Annotated in this window: 21 protein-coding genes and 1 pseudogene; 5 read left to right on the forward strand and 17 right to left on the reverse strand. The window is 33.2% G+C overall.

All coding sequences use genetic code 11. From position 1 onward, the window contains the following. The first annotated feature begins 30 nt into the window (after positions 1–30). Entirely contained in the window at positions 31–450 is a 420-nt protein-coding gene (locus MKY60_RS10510) for a DUF3888 domain-containing protein (RefSeq protein WP_241599551.1), read from the forward strand. Positions 451–562: 112 nt separating this feature from the next. Here MKY60_RS10510 and MKY60_RS10515 read toward each other — a convergent pair whose 3' ends face one another. Further along, positions 563–958 carry a hypothetical protein gene (locus tag MKY60_RS10515; protein WP_139219713.1) on the reverse strand — a complete coding sequence of 132 codons (396 nt, stop codon included), beginning with the start codon at positions 956–958 and terminating at the stop codon, positions 563–565. A gap of 271 nt (positions 959–1,229) precedes the next feature. Beyond that, complete coding sequence (locus MKY60_RS10520) at positions 1,230–1,505, reverse strand: YesK-like family protein (protein WP_241599555.1); 276 nt, start codon at positions 1,503–1,505, stop codon at positions 1,230–1,232. Positions 1,506–1,923: 418 nt separating this feature from the next. Between MKY60_RS10520 and MKY60_RS10525 the strand changes: the two genes are divergently transcribed. Further along, a complete protein-coding gene (locus tag MKY60_RS10525) occupies positions 1,924–3,162 on the forward strand; it encodes an IS110 family transposase (RefSeq protein WP_340929760.1) in 1,239 nt (412 codons plus the stop codon). Between the two features lie 137 nt (positions 3,163–3,299). Here MKY60_RS10525 and MKY60_RS10530 read toward each other — a convergent pair whose 3' ends face one another. The 5 genes from MKY60_RS10530 to MKY60_RS10550 all read right to left on the reverse strand — a co-directional run bounded on the left by MKY60_RS10530 (position 3,300) and on the right by MKY60_RS10550 (position 8,393). Then, positions 3,300–3,611: a hypothetical protein gene (locus MKY60_RS10530; protein WP_241599557.1), complete on the reverse strand. Its 312-nt coding sequence runs from the start codon at positions 3,609–3,611 to the stop codon at positions 3,300–3,302. Between the two features lie 326 nt (positions 3,612–3,937). After that, positions 3,938–4,417 (reverse strand): hypothetical protein, encoded by a 480-nt coding sequence (locus MKY60_RS10535; protein ID WP_241599558.1) that lies wholly within the window; start codon positions 4,415–4,417, stop codon positions 3,938–3,940. 448 nt (positions 4,418–4,865) lie between these two features. Beyond that, positions 4,866–5,492 carry a hypothetical protein gene (locus MKY60_RS10540; RefSeq protein WP_241599559.1) on the reverse strand — a complete coding sequence of 209 codons (627 nt, stop codon included), beginning with the start codon at positions 5,490–5,492 and terminating at the stop codon, positions 4,866–4,868. A gap of 438 nt (positions 5,493–5,930) precedes the next feature. Beyond that, positions 5,931–6,860, reverse strand: a complete 930-nt coding sequence (locus MKY60_RS10545) for a hypothetical protein (RefSeq protein WP_241599560.1) — start codon at positions 6,858–6,860, stop codon at positions 5,931–5,933. A 1,143-nt stretch (positions 6,861–8,003) separates the two neighbouring features. Beyond that, positions 8,004–8,393 carry a hypothetical protein gene (locus MKY60_RS10550; protein ID WP_241599561.1) on the reverse strand — a complete coding sequence of 130 codons (390 nt, stop codon included), beginning with the start codon at positions 8,391–8,393 and terminating at the stop codon, positions 8,004–8,006. Positions 8,394–8,764: 371 nt separating this feature from the next. Between MKY60_RS10550 and MKY60_RS10555 the strand changes: the two genes are divergently transcribed. Then, entirely contained in the window at positions 8,765–10,003 is a 1,239-nt protein-coding gene (locus MKY60_RS10555; RefSeq protein WP_340929760.1) for an IS110 family transposase, read from the forward strand. 151 nt (positions 10,004–10,154) lie between these two features. Here the strand turns inward: MKY60_RS10555 and MKY60_RS10560 are convergent, their stop codons facing one another. From MKY60_RS10560 to MKY60_RS10605, 10 genes and pseudogenes are all read right to left on the reverse strand, one after another. Continuing rightward, entirely contained in the window at positions 10,155–10,487 is a 333-nt protein-coding gene (locus MKY60_RS10560) for a hypothetical protein (protein ID WP_241599562.1), read from the reverse strand. Positions 10,488–10,651: 164 nt separating this feature from the next. After that, positions 10,652–11,119 (reverse strand): hypothetical protein, encoded by a 468-nt coding sequence (locus tag MKY60_RS10565; RefSeq protein WP_241599563.1) that lies wholly within the window; start codon positions 11,117–11,119, stop codon positions 10,652–10,654. A 220-nt stretch (positions 11,120–11,339) separates the two neighbouring features. Then, complete coding sequence (ltrA, locus tag MKY60_RS10570) at positions 11,340–12,668, reverse strand: group II intron reverse transcriptase/maturase (protein ID WP_340928248.1); 1,329 nt, start codon at positions 12,666–12,668, stop codon at positions 11,340–11,342. 605 nt (positions 12,669–13,273) lie between these two features. Continuing rightward, positions 13,274–13,633 (reverse strand): hypothetical protein, encoded by a 360-nt coding sequence (locus MKY60_RS10575; protein WP_241599564.1) that lies wholly within the window; start codon positions 13,631–13,633, stop codon positions 13,274–13,276. A 175-nt stretch (positions 13,634–13,808) separates the two neighbouring features. Continuing rightward, positions 13,809–15,137: a group II intron reverse transcriptase/maturase gene (gene ltrA, locus MKY60_RS10580; protein WP_340928248.1), complete on the reverse strand. Its 1,329-nt coding sequence runs from the start codon at positions 15,135–15,137 to the stop codon at positions 13,809–13,811. A 1,080-nt stretch (positions 15,138–16,217) separates the two neighbouring features. Beyond that, positions 16,218–16,856: a hypothetical protein gene (locus MKY60_RS10585; protein ID WP_241599565.1), complete on the reverse strand. Its 639-nt coding sequence runs from the start codon at positions 16,854–16,856 to the stop codon at positions 16,218–16,220. Then, the gene (locus tag MKY60_RS10590; RefSeq protein ID WP_241599567.1) at positions 16,837–18,306 is read right to left on the reverse strand and encodes a tyrosine-type recombinase/integrase; all 1,470 of its coding nucleotides are present in this window, start codon (positions 18,304–18,306) and stop codon (positions 16,837–16,839) included. Before MKY60_RS10590 ends, MKY60_RS10585 begins: the two co-directional genes overlap by 20 nt. 174 nt (positions 18,307–18,480) lie before the next feature. Further along, a complete protein-coding gene (locus tag MKY60_RS10595; protein ID WP_241599569.1) occupies positions 18,481–21,978 on the reverse strand; it encodes a helix-turn-helix domain-containing protein in 3,498 nt (1,165 codons plus the stop codon). A gap of 25 nt (positions 21,979–22,003) precedes the next feature. Further along, complete coding sequence (locus MKY60_RS10600) at positions 22,004–23,233, reverse strand: phage integrase N-terminal SAM-like domain-containing protein (protein WP_241599571.1); 1,230 nt, start codon at positions 23,231–23,233, stop codon at positions 22,004–22,006. A 200-nt stretch (positions 23,234–23,433) separates the two neighbouring features. Then, positions 23,434–23,691: pseudogene (locus tag MKY60_RS10605) on the reverse strand (Y-family DNA polymerase); the annotation flags it as partial. A 475-nt stretch (positions 23,692–24,166) separates the two neighbouring features. Between MKY60_RS10605 and MKY60_RS10610 the strand changes: the two are divergent. Next, positions 24,167–25,141 (forward strand): CobW family GTP-binding protein, encoded by a 975-nt coding sequence (locus MKY60_RS10610; RefSeq protein WP_340929766.1) that lies wholly within the window; start codon positions 24,167–24,169, stop codon positions 25,139–25,141. A 57-nt stretch (positions 25,142–25,198) separates the two neighbouring features. Beyond that, positions 25,199–26,203 carry a permease gene (locus tag MKY60_RS10615; RefSeq protein WP_340929769.1) on the forward strand — a complete coding sequence of 335 codons (1,005 nt, stop codon included), beginning with the start codon at positions 25,199–25,201 and terminating at the stop codon, positions 26,201–26,203. Positions 26,204–26,206 lie beyond the last annotated feature (3 nt).

A 26,206-nucleotide genomic window follows, 5' to 3' on the forward strand; every position in this document is an offset into this window, starting at 1 on the left:
ATAACAAGAAAATTGAAGGATGATTGAGTTATGAGAAAAATATTTCTACTAGTGCCTATAACAATGCTTACATTAATAATGAACATCCAAGCCCAAGATAATTTACCAACAAGTACACCACCCACTAGAGAAAACTTATTAGAAGATGCTGTAATCGATTTATTAGAACCACAAATGTATTCAGCGGTGGATAAACACTATGGAACTAGAAGGCTAATTGGATTTCAATGTCAAAGGGTCATAGAAGTTAAGAAATTAGAACATTCTGGTTCATGGTTGTTTGAAGCTAAGTTGGAAGGTAGGACCTTCACAGGAATACATGAACCTCTGGATGTATTTACAATAACCGTTAGGAAAGATGAGTCAACAAAATACGAATGGGTTCTACATGATTATAAAGTTAGAAAGTTTAACCCAAATGAAAAATATGGCTGTAGGAATCCTGCATAACTAAATCGATTTAATAAAGAAACCTATACGGGCTCTTTATTAAACTAACCTGCTATAAGAAAAAGGCTTTACTCCTTCTTGAAGTAAAGCACCTGTTAGTTGATAAGGTAAATCATCCACTACCTGTTAAATTCTTCTTCTCAATTTGTTTACTCTTTTCAAAGTACCTACTTAGGCTATCTATAATGAAAAAGATTGTTGTGTAAACAAAGGAGACGAGTAATGCAGTAACTAAACCACCCGAAGTTGTTAAAGAGAAAATTAAAGCACAAAGTATGGCGGACCCTAAGAGTTTTAAATAAGACAAACCAATATTATTACTTAAGCTAGTTGATTCAATTGCTAACGATAAAAGTACACCAACTACGAAAAGTATAGGAACTGTTATAGTACTCACTGCCAATCCTATTATAAAATAGGAATCAGAAGTATAATTGAAAAATACTGGCACAATGAAATATCCAATTATTGAAGTTAAACATGCTGCAAATAATTTTCGGCTAAGCATATTCACACCACTCTCTTTCAAAAATAGCTATCCCTAAAATACTGAAATATAAGAATGTTCTGCAATTCACTAAAAAGGTAATATTGCTGATTCAACTAACCTGCCACTTTAGGTCAATAAGAAAAAAGGCTTTACTCCTTCTTGAACTAAGCACCAGAAGTTGAAATAGTAAAGTGAAGCTTAATCAATAATCGCACACCCGATTTCAGTAAATGAATTTGATATTTTATAGCCATGCTCTGGAAGTAACGGTGAAAAAGAGATGACATTCTTATAAATTTGAATTACTTGATATAGCTCCAATAACAGTACCTACCCATGTCCCTACTAAAATAGTAATCGCAAATAAACCTAGTCCCATACCTTCCCAACCACCAACCCCAATTACGCTATAAATAATTACTCCGATACAAATCAGACTTAATACAGTAGAGATGGAAAATAAAGATTTTCTTGAAACTTTACGGGATGTTATAAACATTCCAAATGCAAACACAATTCCGCAAAGTAATATGGGAGTCCATCCCTCTAACATCAAACCATCCATTTAATTACCTCCTGTTATGTTTTTCCACAAACTGGTCCAATTGTTTTTGTTTAAAATTTAACTATTAATTTATTCAACGCAATCACAAATAAACCTTCTTCTTTAACTAAACTGATGCGTTAGTTCAATTAGAAAAAAGGCTTTACTCCTTCTTGAAGTAAAGCACCCGTTCGTAATATAAGGTTAGCCAGATTTTTCTGGTTGACCTTTTTCTATTTGGTCTTATTATAACGGTAGTCGGGGTAGAACGTCGCACCCGTGGGACGAGATCCCGTCAGCTAAACTGTTCACCCCCTACTTGTATAAGCATGTTTCAGGCTGGTTGGGACATTGATCCCGTTTAACAAGCGAACCTATGACATTACAAGAAGCCTTAGGGGATACCGACTAAATTATATTACTAGGAGGAGATTTACGTATGAACCCAGTTGTGGGTCTTGATGTAGCTAAAGGAGAGAGTCAGGTTCAAGCATTTTTAGATAAAGGCAAAGCCTATAGAAAGAGCTTTAGTATTCAACATAACTTGGAAGGATTGAAGGGATTTCTTGATTTTCTTCAAGAAATAGAAAAAGCGGCTGGCGGTTATCAACCTTCGGTCGTATTAGAATCAACGGGACACTACCATACTCCAGTTATCCAGTTTTTAGAGGAACAAAACTATGTTTATATAGTGATCAATCCCCTTATTTCCCATAGAGCCAAAAGCTCTAGTTTACGTAAGGTAAAAACGGATGCGATCGATGCTTATCATCTTTGTGAACTTTATTATAAAGAAGAATTAGAACCATATAAAAAGAGAGGAATACAACTATTAAACCTTCGTAATTTAACAAGACAACAAGAAAGTATTGCGGAAATGGCAGCTAAAACTAAGTTACAGCTACATTCCTTAATAGATCAGGTATTCCCTGAATTTAGAGGTGTATTTGGAAGTCTCTACTCTAAGGTATCACTACTTACCTTACTCGCATTTCCAACATCCGAAAGCGTATTAAGTGTCGATGAAAAAGAATTGACGGATAAGATATCTTCCCTCTGTAACAGCCGATCGGAGAAATGGGCAAACGAAAGAGCACAGAAATTAAGAGAGGCCGCTCTTCGAAACCCGTTTCAACATAACCAGTATCAAAGCCATATTTTTAATCTGGAAATGTTAATAAATATTGTTCTGCAATATCAAGAGCATCTATCAAAGCTAGCAAATGAAATAGATTCAATCGCAAAAGAGATAGAAGAATATAAAATACTCCAATCTATCCCCGGAATCGGTGAAAAAATCGCTGCAACGATTATTTCGGAGATTGGAGAGATAGATCGGTTTGACGCTGCCAAAAAACTCGTTGCATTCGCAGGAGTCGATCCTAGCGTTTACTCTTCGGGTAAATTTACTGCATCCATTAACAGAATTACCAAACGGGGTTCCAGCAGACTTCGTCATGCCCTGTATATGGCTATTCAAAGTGGCATCCGAGATGCCCGTAAAAAGAAGACAACGGATGAAATCATTCCTCGCAATAAAAGACTGAGAGAGTTTTACGACAAGAAACGAGAAGAAGGAAAACCCTTTAGGGTAGCCATTATTGCCTGTGTAAATAAGCTCTTACACTGGATTTATGCCTTACTAAAAAAACGAACTACTTTCCAGGATATAGCATAGAAACTGTATTTATATTAATTAACCAAAACCTTCCAAAAGTGATTTAGAGGAAGGTTATTTGGCATGTATTTTTTTAGTATATCATGAGGTTAATAATTTTTTTAGTGAAAATATTGACAAACTATTAGCTGGTTTAGTTAAAAAAAGAACGATATAATTCCTATAAATATTGCTATAAAGAATACTCCAAAAAACACTTCAGCATAATATGTCTTTGATTTGTTAACCTTATCCTGTCCTTTGCCAAATCTCCAACCTACAAACATTCCCGCAAAGGCACCTATTACACTGTAACGAAGTATAGAAACAATGTAATCGTAAACAGGCACATACTCCGTTGTATAACCACCGTCAAAAGGAATATTTATTTTGTTTTTTACAAATAAGACTGCTAGGGCTATGGAAATTAAAAATCCATAAATAGTCCATTTTTTAATACTTTTATCCATTTAATCACCTCTTAATAAATATCCTCTCATAATAGCACACTGCCATTTATGCTTTTTCACTAAACGCACCCGTTAGCCATCCATGAAGCGCAAAATCAGCGCTTCACCACAGAGAATGAAAATGGGAAAACGGGTATAGGATACTACGGCTTAGGAAGAAGGACGATATAAGATGGTGTCCAAAAGCCCCATTATTAGTCTTACTCCAACGACCACTGTACTTCTTCGACTGTCGCTTTCTATAGGAGTAGCCTATTCTTAAGGCACAACCTTTAAAAGTAATCTCTGAGTATCTTTTGTTATGCAATATTATTTCTTCTTGGTATTTAATATCTAGCTAAGTCTCCGAAGGCAGAAGTAAATTCTGTTCTTACCTGGATAATGAATTCTATCGGTTCTCCGGTATTACCTTTGGTATGTAGATTCTCACGGGTCTTTCCTTCATACCAAGTTCTCTTACCATTAAAGGTCTTTTGAATCTCTTCGTCGCCTTCAAAGTAAATTTCAAAACCTATTTCTTGTTCTTTATAATAATCATACACTTCTTTTTCACTAAGTTCAGAATATAACTTTTTGTAGACAACTACAGTTGGTCGTCCCCCACTACCCCATGGTCCTCCACCGTAACCAACTCCATAATCAAATCCTTGTTCAAGTACTTTAGTTTTTGGAGGGAGTGGATAAGAAAATATTTTATTTGCAAACTCTTCAGCAGTATTTTTATCTTGGCTAAAGAAAAATACAGCCAACCAAGAAAGTGCAAAAATGAGTGCTAATATAACCAAAATCTTATATTTTTTATTCAAAAAAAACTCTCCTATCTTAATAATGAATACACTAGTTTTTGTTGCGCCGCGATTCTTGGATTTAAACACCTAGTTAGTTGAATAATATCCCTTTATTAACTACCTTCGCCAAATAGAGATAGTAGTTTCTCTAACTAAAATTTTGAAAATATTTCGTTCAACTTTATCGTAGTTTCCTTTACAAAGGTTTCCTCCCTCCACACATCTGTGCAAAGGACATCTGAAAAAGTAAGTTTTGACCCTATTACTTTATCGATTTGTATGGAAGATGGGTACGACATAAGAGGATGTTAGGAACAATAGAAGAGAGTCTTACCACCATCTTTACAACGGTAACATTAGAGCTGTATTGTTTTCATACCGACCTTTACTTTAATTCATTCAAATATCAAAAGAATTATATAACAGAGACTTTAAAAAAGACGACGAATAGTTTCCGTCGTCTTAGCTATGGCATCCCATTGATAAATTTTTCAACTTCAAAAACCTTTTCACCGTTCAATAGATACGTAACACCATATGTTTTTCCTTCTCCGTTATGGTTGACCGCAACGTCAATATCATTCACTATTTGCTTCATATATTCATATGCTTGACGCATGTATTCATCAGTCGGTGCCCATTGGTCAACTAGTTCTGTAGATTCCTTCGCTTCACCATTTGAACCTAAATGTACCGTTCGGGCAAATTGCTTGTGCGAGATATAACTTGTTAAAAGGAACAAATTCGATTGTTCCTTTTCCATTTCATTGCTTGCTTTAATCAATTGGTAAGGAAATTCCCCAACGACTTCTTGTGCCTTCAAGTAATATTCGAAACCTTCATCATTGTTCGCTTTTTTCATTGTTTGGTCATCCATCGGTTCGGAAAGCATTACGTTCATTTTCGAAGCCCATTTCCCCAATTTTGGGTCATAAACTTCAGTTTCGATTTCTTCCCCAACGACTTCAATAACTTTATCGTTTATTGATTTATCGCCGTCGCCTACATGTTTAAAATTTACGACTTCACGGACCCCGAAAATTGCAATCATGATAACAATAATTGCCGAGCCAAATAAAAGTTTAATTTTCATTTGCACACCTCCTTTTCCAATTTAGTACGCCCTATATCTAGTTGACCATCTAAGGTGAAGCATCTAATTTGTCGAACAATAATTCTTTAAATCTCTAGTATTTATAATGTCAAAGAAAATACTTCCTTTTTCAAATAGCCATAGAGCCCTTCTGCTAGTCTTACTCCAACGAACACGGTGCATCACAGACTGTCGCTCATGCCATTTTAAAAATCTCCTATTATCTGTTAACCCGCAAAGAGATGTACGCAGATTTAGGAGAAGATTACTTTGTTAAGCAAAAAGAACAATATCATGGGAGTTTAATAAGAAAGAGAGGCTTATTCAACAATCGCGCCCGATTGTGGGGATACTGAACCATCCACCTGTAAATTCCCCTATAATGATTTATATAACCCAAGTATTTCAATATCTGCCGAAAACTTACCACTCAAACCGTCACACACTGGATTTCGCTTCATACATATACAGCTCATCCCCGTCCAAAAACAGCAACTTGTTCTCACGGTTATTCACTAATTGCGGTTCGATAGGCTTTCCATCCGGCTTCATCAGCTCGATTTTACGGACAGTCTTATATTCATTATCTTCACGTTGTAACTCAAAGAGTGTATGTTCTCCTCTGCCGAGGTGTGCAACTATCCTCTCCCCGTTCACCGCAAACGCCCGAAAATAAATATCTTCGGGTGAATAATACGATGTGAGACCCTCTTTCCGTACGCCAATCTTCGAATCTAGGCTAAAGAAAAACCAAATTCCTCCATCAGCTACACCATTCAATGCCCAACATTCAAAAATGAAATATTCCTTATCTTCTTCAAGTGAATCCAATTTAGCACCAGATGCATCCCAGCCAACTAATCCGCTGCGACCAACCGGATCATTCCAGCCGTAATTGCCGCAAACACCTTCATCAAAGTACCCTGTCCAAATCTCTTGATTCTTTGTTACGTAAACATGCTCAATACCATCCCCTAAACAAAATGAACGGATAAAACGCCCATTTCCATCATAGACACGTGCGTTTTTTTCAATGTTGTGTGCATCATGGTAATATGACCGTGCGCATACAAGTAGAAATTTTCCGTCATCAATCGGTTGTATGTAATGATAATTCCATGTCTCTTTCGGCAAATCTAGCACTTTCTTTTTTCCATCTTTTAGATGAATGACTTGATATCTATAGTGTTTTTCCGTAACGGTTGCAGGAAAACAACCATCGATTAGTGGAATATGCTCTTCCATTAGTAGGACAAATACATCATTTTCATGTCCAAGTGCAATGGAAAGAGGCGTCATTTGTTTCAACTCTTCGTTCAGATTAGCTATTGGATTCATGGGTATTTTGAGTATTGATTTCATTTTCATTCGGCAACCTTTCCTCTATTAAGAATCACTGCACTGAATATACTTTTCTTTCCTCGACAGTTTGAATACGCAAGAAGAATTGAAGTAATAATGATTTTAATTCTTTTTCATACAATTGATTAATAGTATTTTTTATTTTATTAAACAATTAATTAACACTATCAAGTAAATTTTACCATTTTATAGACCGTACGGAAAGCGTCGTTAGTTAACAGTTCTAAATTGACTATTACCACAATATGGTACGATTGTTAAATAACATGACTGGATTTTTATAAAAAAATTATTATCTTTAAATATGTATTTTGTACAAATTTCTATCAATATAGGAGGTTTCAGTGTTTATCGCTATTCATTTTATTAATAAAGATTGATTATTTCGGAAATCGAATCTTCAACTAACCTGCTGCGTTAGTTCATTAAGAAAAAAGGCTTTACCCCCTCTTGAAGTAGTCGAGTAGAAGGGAACCTCTCTACCTTACGGTATATTGTGTTCCACCCCCCTCACAGAACCGTGCTTGCGCTATTTACGCACACGGCTCCTCCAAATTATCCTTCACAAAATGGTGATTCTGCTATCCTCAATAGTTTAGTTTACATTTATTATTTTTTTCTACCGCTGTGTGTAGTAAATGTGTCCCTAGTGAGAGTGATCATTTGGTAGCAGCCTTTCCTCCATCGGCATTACCCAACTTCATTGGTACTACGCTGCTATCCGACTCCCTACACGGCATTTGGTTTCCTCGCTTATTATCGCTTGTACACCATACTCTTCTATAAGAAGAAAAGACCGGTAGGGCCTCCCGAGTTGCCGTATCATATCGATGTGTGACGTGCCAAGGTCTCTGACTCCAGAGAGGTTTTATCCTTCTTGCCTTTAACGATGGATAAAATATAGCTTTCTGCTGTGCTTAAGGCATCAGCCCTCTCGATTTACTAACATTATGGAGCTCAATCCCTTCAACCAGTTGGCTTTCGGCCCGCCACCTAACTGTCTACGCTTAAAGGCGAATGTTACCATTAGCCCTCCAAGACTCGCTACGAGTGAATGGCTAGTTCTTTCTCGACGGGAATCCCACCCGCTATATGATACGACCTAGGCTCGGCCGCACAAGCACTCATTAGCTAAAAGTAATTAGTGTATTATGAATTTGAACTTAACGTTATGCTTTCAGACTCTTCACCATCTATTGTTAATGTTATCTTAGACGAAGAAGGAGTTTTAGTTTCCAATTCAAAAACATCTTCACCATAATAAGTACCTTTTTTATCTAATTCTATCTCGCCTATACCCCAACCTAAGAAGTCGGGACTTTCTACAGATAAATTAGGTACAATTAGTTGTTCAGGTTTTTCCCCTTTATAGGTTATCTTTATACTCTGAATCTCTTTTCCCAAAAAATCGTATTTAGTAATTAGTTCGCCATTCCAATTTTCACCTTCGCCTTTGAATGTAAGACCACTATTGTTTTGACAAGACGCTAACATCAACATTAAACAGATGATAAAAACGTACTTAGAAATTTTCTTCAATGTAAGATACCTCCCCTTTTGGTTAACTATTCGACATCTTCCCAAAAACTCCTTGTTCAACTAAACTGCCGCGTTAGTACAATAAGAAAAATGCTTTACCCCTTCTTGAAGTAAAGCACCCGTTCGTAATATAAGGTTAGCCAGATTTTTCTGGTTGACCTTTTTCTATTTGGTCTTATTATAACGGTAGTCGGGGTAGAACGTCGCACCCGTGGGACGAGATCCCGTCAGCTAAACTGTTCACCCCCTACTTGTATAAGCATGTTTCAGGCTGGTTGGGACATTGATCCCGTTTAACAAGCGAACCTATGACATTACAAGAAGCCTTAGGGGATACCGACTAAATTATATTACTAGGAGGAGATTTACGTATGAACCCAGTTGTGGGTCTTGATGTAGCTAAAGGAGAGAGTCAGGTTCAAGCATTTTTAGATAAAGGCAAAGCCTATAGAAAGAGCTTTAGTATTCAACATAACTTGGAAGGATTGAAGGGATTTCTTGATTTTCTTCAAGAAATAGAAAAAGCGGCTGGCGGTTATCAACCTTCGGTCGTATTAGAATCAACGGGACACTACCATACTCCAGTTATCCAGTTTTTAGAGGAACAAAACTATGTTTATATAGTGATCAATCCCCTTATTTCCCATAGAGCCAAAAGCTCTAGTTTACGTAAGGTAAAAACGGATGCGATCGATGCTTATCATCTTTGTGAACTTTATTATAAAGAAGAATTAGAACCATATAAAAAGAGAGGAATACAACTATTAAACCTTCGTAATTTAACAAGACAACAAGAAAGTATTGCGGAAATGGCAGCTAAAACTAAGTTACAGCTACATTCCTTAATAGATCAGGTATTCCCTGAATTTAGAGGTGTATTTGGAAGTCTCTACTCTAAGGTATCACTACTTACCTTACTCGCATTTCCAACATCCGAAAGCGTATTAAGTGTCGATGAAAAAGAATTGACGGATAAGATATCTTCCCTCTGTAACAGCCGATCGGAGAAATGGGCAAACGAAAGAGCACAGAAATTAAGAGAGGCCGCTCTTCGAAACCCGTTTCAACATAACCAGTATCAAAGCCATATTTTTAATCTGGAAATGTTAATAAATATTGTTCTGCAATATCAAGAGCATCTATCAAAGCTAGCAAATGAAATAGATTCAATCGCAAAAGAGATAGAAGAATATAAAATACTCCAATCTATCCCCGGAATCGGTGAAAAAATCGCTGCAACGATTATTTCGGAGATTGGAGAGATAGATCGGTTTGACGCTGCCAAAAAACTCGTTGCATTCGCAGGAGTCGATCCTAGCGTTTACTCTTCGGGTAAATTTACTGCATCCATTAACAGAATTACCAAACGGGGTTCCAGCAGACTTCGTCATGCCCTGTATATGGCTATTCAAAGTGGCATCCGAGATGCCCGTAAAAAGAAGACAACGGATGAAATCATTCCTCGCAATAAAAGACTGAGAGAGTTTTACGACAAGAAACGAGAAGAAGGAAAACCCTTTAGGGTAGCCATTATTGCCTGTGTAAATAAGCTCTTACACTGGATTTATGCCTTACTAAAAAAACGAACTACTTTCCAGGATATAGCATAGAAACTGTATTTATATTAATTAACCAAAACCTTCCAAAAGTGATTTAGAGGAAGGTTATTTGGCATGTATTTTTTTAGTATATCATGAGGTTAATAATTTTTTTAGTGAAAATATTGACAAACTATTAGCTGGTTTAGTTGAATAACTAAGCTTATTTGTGATTCTTAATAGTTTCAATATCACTAAGAGAAATTAAACCATTTCTTTTTATCATGTATCTTACGAAGTATGTCTTATCTTTCTGAATTAAGTTCATTACCATTGGTTCCCTAACAATTACTTTAATCTCTTCTTGATGTCCCACTGGGGCATTGGGGTTAAATCCCTTTATCCATGCTTCATTGTTATCGTTAGAATACCCTTTTTCAGTGACAGTAAAATCAGTTACAGTTAACACAGACGAAAAAGAATTATAAATTATAAAAACAATCAAAAAGGCAACAGAAATTGTTATCGCCGACAATAAAATTCTTTTACTCTTCATAAAATTCTCCTTCCTTCATTATTCTGCTGCATTAGTTTAAGTGTAACATTTCACTTTCTACATAAAAATAGACCATCATTTTTTTGATGGTCTTGTTTAACTAAAGCATCCGTTACTTAACAAAATAAGGAAGCCCACTTTGAAAAATAAAGGTCATTCTATCTTTATAAACTATTTAGAGCATTTGATATTTCCTTAATAATTTCTTTGTGTACGTAAATATCCCAAATAATAAAGATGGAAAGAAATATAAAATATACTGTGCCATACAATTTCAAATTTTTTCTTGGTATCGAAGGTTTAAAAAATAATAAAAAAATGCCAGTAATAAAAAGCGAGGATAAAAAGATAGTAAGTCCCCACATGTCATGTGCTTTGTTAATTGGTAACATTACTTTTATAGCTTGGATTGGAGAATCTTGAACATTGTACGTTTCTTTTTTTACGAAACCCTCTTCAATCGTTAGCATCATCGTTTCTTCATCCAAGTAATAATTATAACCAGTAAAATTGAAGTTGGTCTTCAATGTTAAAAGAAGTATTGTTATCAAAGAAATATAAATAAATAGCGGTAAAAACCTCTTATTAATCTTAGTAAAATCTACCCCTCCATAATGTCTTATTTTCAACATCCTTTCAATAAGTGCCACCCCAAAACTTAAAGAAAAGCCCCTATAGTTCGATAATTTACTTATTACATACATTAACTTATTCAACACAGTCGCAAAAAATCCTTCTTATTCAACTAGTCGAGTAGAGGGGAACCTCTCTACCTTACGGTAGATTGTGTTCCTCCCCCCTCACAGAACCGTGCTTGCGCTATTCACGCACACGGCTCCTCCTAGTCATCATTCACAAAATGTAGCTAATCTTCTTTCTTAAATCGTATATATTCACTTTAATTCTTGGTGAAGGTAACGGATATTTATGTAGAAAGAGATTGAATTTATCCCAAGTAAAGGATTTTCTTTGACTTCTTCTGTTGAGCCATTTAAAGAGTAAATATTGAATTTTGTCTCTAAATTGGTGAACACTTGGAGTATTATCTGTGATGCAATAGTAGTTGTAGTAACCTACAAGCGAGCGTTTAAATCTATCCATAATCATATGAATATCTTTATTTCGGTTACTCTTTATCCATTCTTTCGATTCCTTCAGTTTAGCCTGTAGCTTCTTCCTACTTGTTTTCCGTTTCACACGAAAATTTCCTTGTTTACTCTTCCCACAATAGTGTGTGAAACCGAGAAAATCAAAGGTTGCAGGTTTTCTATTCCCCGTTTGTTTTGCATCTTTCTCAGCAAATCTCCCGAAGGGAATAATTTTGGTTTTATCCTCCGCTACTTCTAAGTTAAACTTCTGTAATCTCAGCTTCAATGATTGAAAGAATTCCTGAGCTTCGCTCTTATATTGAAAGCAACAAACATAATCATCGGCATATCTAACTATGTATGCTTGTCCTTTACACTGTTTCCTAACTTCCTTCTCGAACCACAGGTCCAGGACATAATGGAGGTATAGATTGGCAAGTATCGGAGATATGACTCCACCTTGCGGTGTGCCTTTATCTGTCTTGTACTTCTTTCCTTCCTCCATGTATCCACCTTTAAGAAACCTACCAATTATTCTTAGTAAGTTAGGGTCAGCAATTCGCAGTTTTAAGAACTCCATCATCCATATGTGATCAACATTGTCAAAGAACCCTTTGATATCTACATCTACTATATAATTTACTGATTTCTTCTCAATATAATGATTTAATATTTTCAAAGCATCGTGGCAGTTACGATTGGGGCGGAACCCAAAAGAGCAGTCTAGAAAATCATTTTCATAGATCGCATTTAGTATTTTTGTAATGCCTTTCTGTACAATCTTATCTTCATGTTCCGGTATCCCCAACGGTCTTTTCTTGTTGGAGTTAAGCTTGGGAATATACATTCTCCTTACAGGAACAGGATGATAACCTTTACTTTTAAGCCTTCTTACTAAGTCCTCTATATTTCCCTCTAATGTTTCACTATATTGCTCTTTAGTTGTGCCATTAATCCCAGTTGCCTTCTTATTAGGTAATTCATGATGGCATTGAACTAGAGATTGCTTATTTAGTAAATGTGCAAGCGATGTAAATCTCATTCTCGGTTCAGATTTAGCTAATTCTGCTATCCTTAATAGTTTTGTTTCCATTTATTATTCCTACCTCCGTGTGTAGTAAATGTGTCCCTAGTAAGGGTGATAACTTGGTAGCAGCCTTTCCTCCGTCGGCATTACCCAACTTCATTGGTACTACGCTGCTATCCGACTCCCTACAACGGCATTTGGTTTCCTTGCTTATTATCGCTTGTACACCATACTCTTCTATAAGAAGAAAAGACCGGTAGGGTCTCCCGAGTTGCCGTATCATATCCATGTGTGACGTGCCAAGGTCTCTGACCCCAGAGAGGTTTTATCCTTCTTGCCTTTAGCGAAGGATAAAATGTAGCTTTCTACCGCAGTTAAGGCATCAGCCCTCTCGATTTACTAACATTATGGAGCTCAATCCCTTCAACCATTTGGCTTTCGGCCCGCCACCTAACTGTCTACGCTTAAAGGCTAATGTTACCATTAGCCCTCCAAGACTCGCTACGAGTGAATGGCTAGTTCTTTCTCGGCGGGAATCCCACCCGCTATATGATACGACCTAGGCTCGGCCGCACAACTGCGTCTTTAGTTCAATAAGAAAAAAGGCTTTACTCCATCTCGAAGTAAAGCACCCGTTAGCACAATATGTATTTAACAATTAGTGTTACAAATTATTTTCGTGTGTTAGTTTCTCTATCTATTAGATGTTTACCTAAATCTGCATTTGCTATTTCATATCCAGCAGTAACTTTCCAACCAAATATGTTATTTTGGATTTTCACGTTTGATGTCGTATTAATAACAGCTGAACCTTTTGTTCTTAATAACAAATAATAAGTATTAGAAATATCTGTTTCAACTACATCTATTAACTGTGTAGAATCATTATCGAACACTGTTGTTATATATTCCGCAATTGCTTCATCCCGAGTTGAAAAGTGGGTTGAATATTCATAAATACCAAAAGAAATAATAAGAATGACCCCTATTGAAGATAAGTATATCAATAACTTTTTATAATTATTTTTCATGCTGACCCTCCTCTTTTGCTTTACTAGATACTAATTCGACACCCCATAAAAAAACCCTGCTTATTCAACTAGTCGAGTAGAGGGGAACCTCTCTACCTTACGGTAGATTGTGTTCCTCCCCCCTCACAGAACCGTGCTTGCGCTATTCACGCACACGGCTCCTCCTAGTCATCATTCACAAAATGTAGCTAATCTTCTTTCTTAAATCGTATATATTCACTTTAATTCTTGGTGAAGGTAACGGATATTTATGTAGAAAGAGATTGAATTTATCCCAAGTAAAGGATTTTCTTTGACTTCTTCTGTTGAGCCATTTAAAGAGTAAATATTGAATTTTGTCTCTAAATTGGTGAACACTTGGAGTATTATCTGTGATGCAATAGTAGTTGTAGTAACCTACAAGCGAGCGTTTAAATCTATCCATAATCATATGAATATCTTTATTTCGGTTACTCTTTATCCATTCTTTCGATTCCTTCAGTTTAGCCTGTAGCTTCTTCCTACTTGTTTTCCGTTTCACACGAAAATTTCCTTGTTTACTCTTCCCACAATAGTGTGTGAAACCGAGAAAATCAAAGGTTGCAGGTTTTCTATTCCCCGTTTGTTTTGCATCTTTCTCAGCAAATCTCCCGAAGGGAATAATTTTGGTTTTATCCTCCGCTACTTCTAAGTTAAACTTCTGTAATCTCAGCTTCAATGATTGAAAGAATTCCTGAGCTTCGCTCTTATATTGAAAGCAACAAACATAATCATCGGCATATCTAACTATGTATGCTTGTCCTTTACACTGTTTCCTAACTTCCTTCTCGAACCACAGGTCCAGGACATAATGGAGGTATAGATTGGCAAGTATCGGAGATATGACTCCACCTTGCGGTGTGCCTTTATCTGTCTTGTACTTCTTTCCTTCCTCCATGTATCCACCTTTAAGAAACCTACCAATTATTCTTAGTAAGTTAGGGTCAGCAATTCGCAGTTTTAAGAACTCCATCATCCATATGTGATCAACATTGTCAAAGAACCCTTTGATATCTACATCTACTATATAATTTACTGATTTCTTCTCAATATAATGATTTAATATTTTCAAAGCATCGTGGCAGTTACGATTGGGGCGGAACCCAAAAGAGCAGTCTAGAAAATCATTTTCATAGATCGCATTTAGTATTTTTGTAATGCCTTTCTGTACAATCTTATCTTCATGTTCCGGTATCCCCAACGGTCTTTTCTTGTTGGAGTTAAGCTTGGGAATATACATTCTCCTTACAGGAACAGGATGATAACCTTTACTTTTAAGCCTTCTTACTAAGTCCTCTATATTTCCCTCTAATGTTTCACTATATTGCTCTTTAGTTGTGCCATTAATCCCAGTTGCCTTCTTATTAGGTAATTCATGATGGCATTGAACTAGAGATTGCTTATTTAGTAAATGTGCAAGCGATGTAAATCTCATTCTCGGTTCAGATTTAGCTAATTCTGCTATCCTTAATAGTTTTGTTTCCATTTATTATTCCTACCTCCGTGTGTAGTAAATGTGTCCCTAGTAAGGGTGATAACTTGGTAGCAGCCTTTCCTCCGTCGGCATTACCCAACTTCATTGGTACTACGCTGCTATCCGACTCCCTACAACGGCATTTGGTTTCCTTGCTTATTATCGCTTGTACACCATACTCTTCTATAAGAAGAAAAGACCGGTAGGGTCTCCCGAGTTGCCGTATCATATCCATGTGTGACGTGCCAAGGTCTCTGACCCCAGAGAGGTTTTATCCTTCTTGCCTTTAGCGAAGGATAAAATGTAGCTTTCTACCGCAGTTAAGGCATCAGCCCTCTCGATTTACTAACATTATGGAGCTCAATCCCTTCAACCATTTGGCTTTCGGCCCGCCACCTAACTGTCTACGCTTAAAGGCTAATGTTACCATTAGCCCTCCAAGACTCGCTACGAGTGAATGGCTAGTTCTTTCTCGGCGGGAATCCCACCCGCTATATGATACGACCTAGGCTCGGCCGCACAACTGCTGCGTTAGTTTAAGTGAAACATTTCACAAACTCCTCTAACAAATGGTTTCTGACTACCTATTTATAGGTCTTACTACAATCAATTTTTTTGTATTTTGATCTATTAGTATAATAAATTCAACAAAACAAACGTTAATCCTTTCCTTCCAGAGTCCCTAAAACAAAATTAAGTATACCCTTGCCACTATGGCAAAGATATACTTAAAGTCGCAATAGAATTAACTATAAAGTTTTCTAAAATAAAGCCACTATAGCAGTGCCACACTTAATTTTACGGGCTTTAAATATACTTAAAACATTTGAGAGCACAAGTTTTAAAAAACTCACTTTACTTTCTAAAGCATAATATTGTCAACTAAATAATAAAGCATAAAGATGTAATCTGACATCTTTATGCTTTAAGTCACACAAAAACGTATTTTCTAACTTAGTTATTATATGTGGAGACGGCGGGAGTCAATCCTGCTTTCACTTAGAAAAGTGTTGCGGAGATATAATAACTGGTTATACTCCTAGTAATTCCGTAGAAACATATGAAACAAGAAGGAAATGAAGTTAGTTACTTTTATAGAAATAAGCCTGGGAATTTCTTTTTTAATTCATTTATTTTACTGGAAGTTTCATCATCCGTAAATTGTTTATCGAATTGCCTCATTTCTAAATCATTTCCATTTATTTTAATAAGGTTATCTTTAGTACCAAATTCTTTTCTTAATGCAGGTTCAATACTTGAAACTACTATTTTTTCGTATAGATTTTTATAATGTTCTACTTGTTGGACAGTCTCTTTTAATCGATTTTTCAATAGCCTATTTTCTTGTTTAATTTTATCTATTTCTAGAGTATTCTTTATATTCATTTGATAAGAATCCTGAAAAATCTGTTCAAATTTATGCAATTCATTAATTAAATGTTGCTTATTTGAATAGCGATTTACAATTGATTCAATGTTTGGAAAGAAGATTTCTTCTGTATCTTCAAGCCTAATACTTCGTTTAATTGGTGCATTCAATTCATCAACAAACTTTCCAATTCTTCGTTTCCAAGTAATCCTACTTATGTTTAAATTAGAATGTTCCTCTAAATAAACAAAAGTTAAAGGTTTATCTCCATTCTCATTTTTTAACCTCAATGCAATTTCCTTCATCTCAAAATCACTAAATTTCAGATTAGGTCCTGGCTTTTTATTTGGTAATTGGTCCATTAGGATTTCCCTCTAATATTTTGACTTCTACTGAAATTTTATGATCTATTAACATTTGTAATATTTTAGCATTCTTTTTTAAAACTGAATCAAAAGCATCTATTTCATCTATAGTAATTTTGGAATTTATTTCTAATATTTCTTTTATAATTTGTGATATTCGGGTTGAAAGTTTTTCAGAATAATTTTGTAGCCATTCTATACCTTCATCCAAATCATTAATTGATGGCTTAAAAATAAAATGTCCACAAGACCTACAATCTTCACAACAATTATTTGGGAAATTTACAGTATCACCACAATAACCATAGTCTACTTTTTTGAATAATAAGCTAGCCTCATATTCAGTGTATAATTTCCCCTTATCTATTGCTTTCCTCTTATTTCCCATGAGACCGGTAGATATTCGATTAGAAATATTGTTTGAAATTTGATTATTAACGAGCACATAGATATTTGAAGTAACAAAGCTTTCAGCGTGTGCATAATAATTAGAAGGTGTCTCTATTTCCTTGTGACCAGCGATTCTCGATATAGTGTATAAATTGAATCCTTGTAAAAACAAATTAATAATAGCAATATGTCTAGAATGAATTGGCAGAATTGTTTCTAATTTAAATTCTGCATATTCTTTTTTTATTACTTCTTCTTGAAATTGTATTACATATTCTGCAAATTGTTTGGTAGTTAAACGATTCTCTACGCTAGCAACCATTTTCGATTTAAACTGTTTTCCAATATAAATGGTAAACTCTTTAGGTATTAAAAACATTTGTTCTCCAAATTCCTTATATATTTCATTTCGAAGAGAAATTATCATTTCATAAACTACTTTATTAATCTCCATGTGAATTGGCAATTTCTCAATCCTATTACTTTTTACATCTTTAATTTGTGGGATTTTTATCCAATACCTACTATCCTTAGTTTGATAAACGCAATCACTTTCTAGTCGAGTAAATGCAGAGGGTCGCATTGGAAGTATCGTAGTTAAATTCCACCATAATAATAACGGTTTATATTTTAGCGTACCTGAATCTTGAAATTGTTGATTAAAATAATCATTAAGTATTTCATGAAACATAATAAAATGTAAATAATCTGGTAACTTTCTATTTTCATAAACACTATTTTTATATAATTTCAAGATGTTAATAATTTCTTTTTTGGCATCTATTTGATAAAAATCAATAAATTCTTTTATATAATAAGCAATTAAATAACTAGATTTACTATTAAATAAATTTATTTGCAGCTCTTCAAGATCTGTAAATGATTTAGATGCTACAATTTCTTTTCTAATTTTACTTAATTTATCTGCTACTGTAGCTGGTGCATAACCGTTATATAAAAATTCTATAATATGACATTTAAGTGCTATTTCCATTTCTCTTGAAGCAAGAACAGGAAATTTTAGTCCTCTTTTATTATTAGTAGTTCTATCATTCACTTTCCAATAAAATAAATCAATATTAGTATGTTTTTCAAGTATTTTTTCACTAATTAAAACCTGTAGTTTCTTTCTATAATCTGGTAGTTCTTCTATAGAAAATTTTTTATCAGTAATAATTACATGACTTCGCTCAATTTGAAATTTATTAGATTTAATATCAGCATCCCCTTTTTAATTTACAATTAATTTATCAGCAACAGAAATAATTAACTCTTTTCTTTCTTTTTCGTTTATTATGGTGTCTAAAACTGAAGCACCAAAACTTTCAACCACCTCAGCAAACAAAAATAGAATATTCATTAAGAATTGACTATCTCTTATAATAAGATTTGTTGATCTTTGATTTCGGATAGCGCCTATTAATCTTTTAAATTCAGTTGTTGCATCAGAAATAAGGGATTGAATGTGCGGAATAAAGTAAGGACATCCAAAACAAGTTGTTCTATTTTCAAATTCGCAATTTTTGTATACTATACATTGACCATTTCCATCTTTAGAAGGCATTCTATTTGAAAAAATATTTTGTAATAGCCACTTTAAATCTGATTGATTCATATTCTGCAAATGCTTTATAGCTGATTTAAATCGATTATCTGTACGTAAATCTTCCATTGCTAGTAATTCAAGTTCTAATGTCGATAGCTTATTTTTCAATTTAGAAATTTTAATTGTTCTTTCTTCTAAAGTATGAATTTCTTTAGACTCATTAAATGCTAACCTTATTATAAAATTATACATCCATCCAAAATGACCTCTTTCAAATAAATTCAATGATATTCTGTTAATATCACCGTCTTTGTTGATTGCTTTAATGTATATTGCAGTAGTATTTGCTGATTTATGGGCTCTCAACCACTGGGTCATATCAACTGCTAATTCCATGGCTTCAGAGTCTACATCTTGAATGTAGTTAAAAAGATAAGTAATTGTACTACTTCTCATTTTTGTAGCACTAAAATAAGGAAGTTCATCATGTGAAATAAATTTTTTATGTTCTGTGTCAAGAACTGATACTAATCCTATAGTTAGATTTGTTTCTCCAATATACAAACTACTTAGTTGAAAATTCTTTTGAGTTAGCTTACTTTCTTTTTTATTCCTTAAATGTAACTCAGAAATAACTATTGCTGTTATGAAAGAATTTAGATAAAATATGGGCGTTATATAATTTAGAAATCCCTCAGTTTTACTCGCTTTTTCACCAATGAGTAACATATTTAATTGATCCACAACTTCTTTTATTTGCTCATTGGAAAGTTGATTATCTATAAACCAATCAAGGCTTAAAATATTTAGGTTCTTTGTTTCTATCCTAGGGATTATCCTTACAATATCGGATGGTCTCCATGAATTAGACATTAGCATAATCAGATATACCCAAATATTAGAGTATTCTCTTGATTTTATTGCAATGGGGACATGTTTTTCTATTTGGTTTAAGTAATCCTGCCAAATATAATATTCTTGTGGTGTATATATATCATCTATTCCAAATTTTTTAAACTCCGGTTTAAAATTTACTCTCATTTTATTTTCTAGTATTTTATTATATTTATTATAAACATATTGCAAAAATTTAAATGCCAAATCGTGTAAACTTCTCCCTCCTTTATAATTTTGAAGCATACTTAGCATATCTTCTGATTTACAATCAATCATTTTTATTTTAATTTTTGAAATTATATCTAAAAAAATTCTATTTAATCTGGAATAAACCAAATTCCAATTTTTAGGTTGACCTTTGGTGGCTTGAATCTTAATTAGACTAAATTCTAAAAATAATTTTCTATTACCAGAAAAATAAGTATTATTTAATGATATTGCATTTATATTAGTGCAGAGTTTTTCAAACAAGTCCATTTTAGTAAAATTCACTTTTTTGTTTTTTTCATTTTCTAAGTACAATTCTAAGCTTGCATCTTCTATAAAGAATTTATTAATTATTCCTAAATTTGTATATAAAACCTCATTATTTTTTATAAGTGTAAACAGTTTATTATTAGTTAAATGATACTTTTCTTCTGCTTGGATAAGACTGAGATATTTCTCACTAAAACTACTAGAGAATATTGGCTTTGTTAGAATTTCATCTATTTCATTTTTCTTAATGTGCCATCTCTTATTGATTTTTTTGGCAGTTTTAAAAATTCCTACTGATATAGTTCCATTGAATTCAGGATTAATATTTGCAATTATTTCTTTGAATTTTTTTAAAGTAATATATTCATTACTCATAATATTTTTTTCGGCATTTATTATATTTTCTGCTACTTCAGTTCTTATATAATGCCTTGAACGTTTAAAAAAAGTTTCTTCAAACGATTCTTTATTTATATAACCTGTAAAATTAGGATTAATTTTTTTTAGTTTTTTATTTAAGTCAATTAAACTAATAAATGCTTTGTCAATAGCATCATTTTTAAAATATCCCGAATTCAATAAATCTTCAATTTCTGCTCGGTTAATATACCAAATATAATTAATTTTTTTGGCTGTCTTAAAAACACCATTGTTAATTCTTCTTGATATTAAGTGAGGTGTTAAATTACTAATATCAGAGGCCTCTTTAACTGTAATAAGCCCCTCATACCTAGCTTTACTTTCTACTTGGTCTGATAAATATTGATCTATTACGCTTTGTCGTAAGTACTTTCTCCCTCTTATTAATTCTACTTCGGAAAATACATTTTCTTGGACTAATGATTGTATTGATTTATAAGATTTCCCTACTAACTCAGAGACTTCCTCTAAAGTAAATAATCTATCACTTTCATTTTTAGATGGGTTATTAAATTTCTCAATATCATTTTTTTGTATGTACCATTTATTTAAAAACTTTATTGAGTTAGGAAAAAATCCTTCTTTTATTAATATATAAAGTCTTTCATTTGTCGTATTAACTATTTCAGCTGCAACTATAGCAGTACAATAATTAATCTTCAAATACTCTATAAACTCCAGATATTTATTTGCATGTTTCCTTTTGAAATATATTGAATTATGTATTCGATATACACCAGGTATATAATTTTTTTCAATATAATATCTTAATTTTTTATCAGAAATATTTAATAACTCACTAAATTCTTTTGTAGTGAAATCAATTTCATTTCCATTATTATAGATTTCATAATTATTAAAGTAGTCCTTTACCTCTTTAAAACTAACTTTCCATTGTCTTTTCATGAGGATAGCAGATTTAAACTCGCCCATTAAAGCGAAAAATTGCAAATAATCTAAAGGCAACTGCAGTATTTGAGTCATTTCCGAAAGTGACACAAGATTTTCAGCACCAGACTCAAAATATACCTCAATTTCCTTTACTTCTATATACCAGATATTATTAATCTTCTGAGCAGACTTAAAAACATTCTCATTAATCAACTTTTTTAATTTGTTATATGATACACCATATATTAAAGATAATTTCGTTAAATTCTCAAGATCTTTCTTATCAGATAGTCTGAGTATAAATTTATTAAAATCTTCTTCAAGAATAACCCAATTATTGCTAGGTGTTTTCTCCGCTTTTAAAGAACCTTTATTTAGCCATCTATAAAATTGGAATTTAGGTATGTTGTATAACTTAGATAATTCAGAAATACTCATAAATTTCCCACGGTTTTGTTGTGTGTTAAATTCTTCATTTGTACTATTTATCTCATCCATTTTTTCCTCCGTTAAAAAATATTAATTATGTTAAATTAGTGTTATTATTAAGTGTTTTAGGAATGTATATAGACTGCATTTCATTCATCTTTTCTTCGACTTTCGAACGTACTCTTTCAGTTTTCGTCAAGTATGGCAAAGCAGACTCTAAGCTTGAGTCACCTCTTAAAAACATAAGTTCGGCTGGATTTTCAATTTCTTCTGCGATTAGGTTGGTAAATGTACCACGACCAATATGAGTTAACCAATTAGAATTCCTTAAATTTAAAGCGAGTATCCTATCATTAACCTCGTCAGATTCTTCTAAAAAACGGATAAAAGCATTCTTTACTTTTCTAAAATAATAACTGTATGAACTCCCTGACATTGGTCTTCCATCTCTATTAATAAATAATGCTCCTGTATTATCAATATCTTGCTCTGAATAGCTTTTAATATGATTATTATATAATTCATTCCCCCAGTTATTCACAGGCAATATTAATTGCTTTCTATTCTTTTTCACGTAGTTACTTCCCATTAAATCCTTTAAATCTGTTCGGAAATTATTTTCTTTTAAATGTATTGTCATACTTTTCCCATCAATACTTCTTTTTATCGAAGTTCTAACTATATTTACTGCTTCACCGCATCTTACCCCACCAAATATCTGCATGTAAATTCCTAGAGCTATAGGATGAGCAATACTCTGTGCAATTTCTAAAAATAATGGTATATAATTTATTGGCAAATTATGAAGCTTATTTAGCTTTTCTTTCTCCGGTAAAATAACATTAAAGGTATTGTTTGCGTTCATTTCTTCAGTCGGTATTTTAACATTTTTAATAAGATCATTTTCCTCCATCCACCTATAAAATTCTATGATAGTTCTTCTATAATCTACTATTGTTGATCTCTTCAATTCCTTAACATTTAACATATTTAAATAATCAATGGCCATATTATTACTCAATTCTTTAAAGCTTTTAATTTTATAATAATGTTTACGCGCCAATACAAAGTTTAGAAATTGAGTTATATTTCCTGCATGTTTTTTCTGCGTATTATAAGAATTGTATGCCCATTTCCAATGATTAATAAAATTTGCAAAAGGATGAACAACATGAACTTTTTTCTCTTTATTTCGAAGTACAATTACTGCCTGTTGTTTTTTTTGCCTCTCTCCATTTTTAAATAAATTTGAAGGAGACCACACACTTATAAATGCAAATTCATATTTAGATGTGTTCCCAATTTCAATTATATTGTCATTCAAAACTTGATCCACCTAACTATTATCTAAAATAATTATTACTATTATTAGACAAAACGTTCAGAAATATACTCATTAATTTCCATAATTAGCTTAAACCTCATCAAATAAAAAATAAAAAAAGTACTATTGTTAAAACCAATAGTACTTTAGCAAAATTCAGTTATCTGATTGTATTATTTTTAAATATGTGCATTTTTAATATGTGCATTTATTATATGATATATTGCTTTAGAAGCGATTCGGTAACGTTCAAAATTTGGAGACAATAATATCAGTTCAGGACATTTTCGTTTAGCCTCCCACACGGACATTGTTGTATACACCCCTCTAGCCCTTGCTTCATATGAGCATGTAACTAGTATTCCCCTTCTCTCTTTAGGATTACCTGCAATTGCAATTGCTTTCCCTTTTAACGAGGGGTCATGTGCTTGTTCGACTGATGCATAAAAGCTATTCATGTCTAAATGAAATATAATCCTATGTTTTCCCGACAATTTACTCCCCTCCTTTTCTTTATCTATAGATTTAAACTTAGAATGACAACAGTATACAATTTAATATTATAAATTCTACTCGAATGAATTGTGAATTCTTCGTACAGAAATTCCTGCTCCTTCACTTACTGATATGGAAAGTTTAGTGAAAGAGAAAAAAAGTAAATATGAATTTATTATAAGAATAACAATGACTACTTTGCAATTTTGAAAGTAGATATTTATAAAACATCGATGTGTTTAAAAATTTAGTAATCTCAGTACATAAGTTCACAAAGATAATAATATAAATTATATTAGAGACTTTACATTTTTCTAATTCTATACAAATTATAACTGAAAATTTCAGTCAGTATGTAAATACTAATGCAACACAGGATAAAAGCATATAATTAACAATTACTAGATAAGATGCTTTAACAAGGAAGGGAGAGGTTTAATGGGAACCCCTACTAAAATTCCTGTTTACATTTTAGGTGGATTTCTTGGAAGTGGAAAGACCACTGTATTGCTGAAAATGCTAGAACATTGTAAAGACAAAGGGCAAAAACCTGGGATAATACTAAACGAATTAGGCAGCGAAAACGTAGAGGGACATTTGTTTGAAGGCAGAAAAGTATTTGAACTCTTAGATGGTTGTATTTGCTGTACCATTCAAGATGATTTAAAAGAAACAATGAATATGTTAATAGAAGAAATGAACAGAAGTTCCTTGGACGTTTTATTCATTGAAGGAACTGGTGTGGCAAACCCACTGGAAATACAAGAAGTCCTGTTAAGTAATCCATATATAGATCAGTTTGAAATCATGTCTATTATAACGGTACTTGATGCCAGTAATTATTTGGAGTATCAAAGTTATTTTACGAGTTCAGCAGAAGTCAGGAACTTAATGAAAGAACAAATTATTTGTGGAAGTCTCTTACTCTTAAACAAAACAGACCTGATCCACATTAAACAACTTGAGAAAGTTATAAACAAAATAGAAGAAATAGCCGGAAAAGACAAAGAAATAATACCTTGTACAAATGGTATAGTCGACCCGAAAATACTTTTTGATAAGAGGTTTCAGTCACTCTCTATCAATCCGCTTCAAACAAATATTAACTCTCATCATCATGATCATCATTCTACTGTGTTTGCATTTAAGTTGGAGGGTATCCCATCATTACCAAAAAAAACTTTTGAAAAATGGTTTAAAGAACTTCCAAGCAACGTTCTAAGAGGGAAAGGGTACATTCAAATAGAAAACTCTAGTGATCTACTGAGTTTTCAACTTGCTTCAAAGAAAGTTAAATTTATACCTGTACCTTTCTCTAAAAATAAAAAAACCGTCATCATTTTGATTGGAACAGACCTTCATAATGAAAATTTGAACAGTCATTTTAAACATTTATTAGAGGGAGTATTATAAAGATCCTCTATAAATTTTATGGCACTTACAAATTTTTAGAGATTCGGAGGATAAACCATGAGAGGTCAAGGAATTTCAACATGGAAGGAAACTGCGATTACAGTAATATTTGGGGTAATTGTTTTTTCTTTTATAGCTGCAGATTATATACAAATACATTTTGAAATTCCTAAGGTTTGGCTTAATGCTGCTACAATTTTTTTAAGTATAGTTTTAGAAGCATTACCTTTTGTCTTTTTAGGTGTATTTGCATCAGCTTTAATTCAAACTTTTGTTTCTGAAAATACTATTCAGAAACTGATTCCCAAAAATCCTTTAATTGCAATTATACCTGTTGCATTATTAAGCGCATTATTTCCAGTATGTGAATGTGCTATTATTCCAGTTGTAAGAAGATTGATAAAAAAAGGGATGCCATTACACTTGGGTGTTATTTTTATAGTTGGATCCCCTATATTAAATCCAATTGTTTTTGCTTCTACTTATTATGCATTCCAATCTACACCAGGTATTGCGTATGCCCGAATGTTTCTAGCTCTAATATTAGCTATTCTAATTGGTTTCTTAATTCATCTCTTTTACCGTAATAACAATCAATTAAAATGGACAAAAAATGAATTTTTGAATGATTCAGTTTGGGTAAACGAAAAGAAAAGCTCAAAATTAAAAATATTAATGTTTAATGCAAGCGATGAATTTTTCGATATGGGGAAATACTTAATTTTTGGAACAATTTTAGCTAGTCTATTTCAGACATTTTTCGATAGAGAGATTTTGGTTAGTCTTGGGGCAAACGATATAGTAGCACCTCTAGTAATGATGGGTCTTGGATTTATTTTATCTCTATGTTCAGAAGCAGATGCGTTTGTGGCCTCTTCTTTTGCACATACATTTTCTACAGGGTCTCTACTTGCATTTCTAGTATACGGACCAATGTTAGATATTAAAAGTTCTATAATGCTATTTGCATACTTCAGAACTAAATTTGTGATTGGCTATATGATTATTATTACATTATCCGTGTATGCGATAATTTTAGTTTTCCAATATTTATTTTTGTGAGGT

It is taken from the genome of Psychrobacillus sp. FSL K6-1415, from assembly GCF_038003185.1.
In the GTDB taxonomy this organism is placed as follows: Bacteria; Bacillota; Bacilli; order Bacillales_A; family Planococcaceae; genus Psychrobacillus; species Psychrobacillus psychrodurans.

Excerpts from the sequence above, each read along its gene's own strand:
- MKY60_RS10585 (WP_241599565.1), bottom strand. The coding sequence starts at position 16,856 with ATGGACCAATTACCAAATAAAAAGCCAGGACCTAATCTGAAATTTAGT.
- ltrA (WP_340928248.1), bottom strand. The coding sequence starts at position 12,668 with ATGGAAACAAAACTATTAAGGATAGCAGAATTAGCTAAATCTGAACCG.
- MKY60_RS10540 (WP_241599559.1), bottom strand. The coding sequence starts at position 5,492 with ATGAAAATTAAACTTTTATTTGGCTCGGCAATTATTGTTATCATGATT.
- MKY60_RS10510 (WP_241599551.1), top strand. The coding sequence starts at position 31 with ATGAGAAAAATATTTCTACTAGTGCCTATAACAATGCTTACATTAATA.
- MKY60_RS10530 (WP_241599557.1), bottom strand. The coding sequence starts at position 3,611 with ATGGATAAAAGTATTAAAAAATGGACTATTTATGGATTTTTAATTTCC.
- MKY60_RS10565 (WP_241599563.1), bottom strand. The coding sequence starts at position 11,119 with ATGTTGAAAATAAGACATTATGGAGGGGTAGATTTTACTAAGATTAAT.
- MKY60_RS10560 (WP_241599562.1), bottom strand. The coding sequence starts at position 10,487 with ATGAAGAGTAAAAGAATTTTATTGTCGGCGATAACAATTTCTGTTGCC.
- MKY60_RS10525 (WP_340929760.1), top strand. The coding sequence starts at position 1,924 with ATGAACCCAGTTGTGGGTCTTGATGTAGCTAAAGGAGAGAGTCAGGTT.
- MKY60_RS10545 (WP_241599560.1), bottom strand. The coding sequence starts at position 6,860 with ATGAAAATGAAATCAATACTCAAAATACCCATGAATCCAATAGCTAAT.
- MKY60_RS10515 (WP_139219713.1), bottom strand. The coding sequence starts at position 958 with ATGCTTAGCCGAAAATTATTTGCAGCATGTTTAACTTCAATAATTGGA.
- MKY60_RS10615 (WP_340929769.1), top strand. The coding sequence starts at position 25,199 with ATGAGAGGTCAAGGAATTTCAACATGGAAGGAAACTGCGATTACAGTA.
- ltrA (WP_340928248.1), bottom strand. The coding sequence starts at position 15,137 with ATGGAAACAAAACTATTAAGGATAGCAGAATTAGCTAAATCTGAACCG.
- MKY60_RS10610 (WP_340929766.1), top strand. The coding sequence starts at position 24,167 with ATGGGAACCCCTACTAAAATTCCTGTTTACATTTTAGGTGGATTTCTT.
- MKY60_RS10520 (WP_241599555.1), bottom strand. The coding sequence starts at position 1,505 with ATGGATGGTTTGATGTTAGAGGGATGGACTCCCATATTACTTTGCGGA.
- MKY60_RS10595 (WP_241599569.1), bottom strand. The coding sequence starts at position 21,978 with ATGGATGAGATAAATAGTACAAATGAAGAATTTAACACACAACAAAAC.
- MKY60_RS10555 (WP_340929760.1), top strand. The coding sequence starts at position 8,765 with ATGAACCCAGTTGTGGGTCTTGATGTAGCTAAAGGAGAGAGTCAGGTT.
- MKY60_RS10575 (WP_241599564.1), bottom strand. The coding sequence starts at position 13,633 with ATGAAAAATAATTATAAAAAGTTATTGATATACTTATCTTCAATAGGG.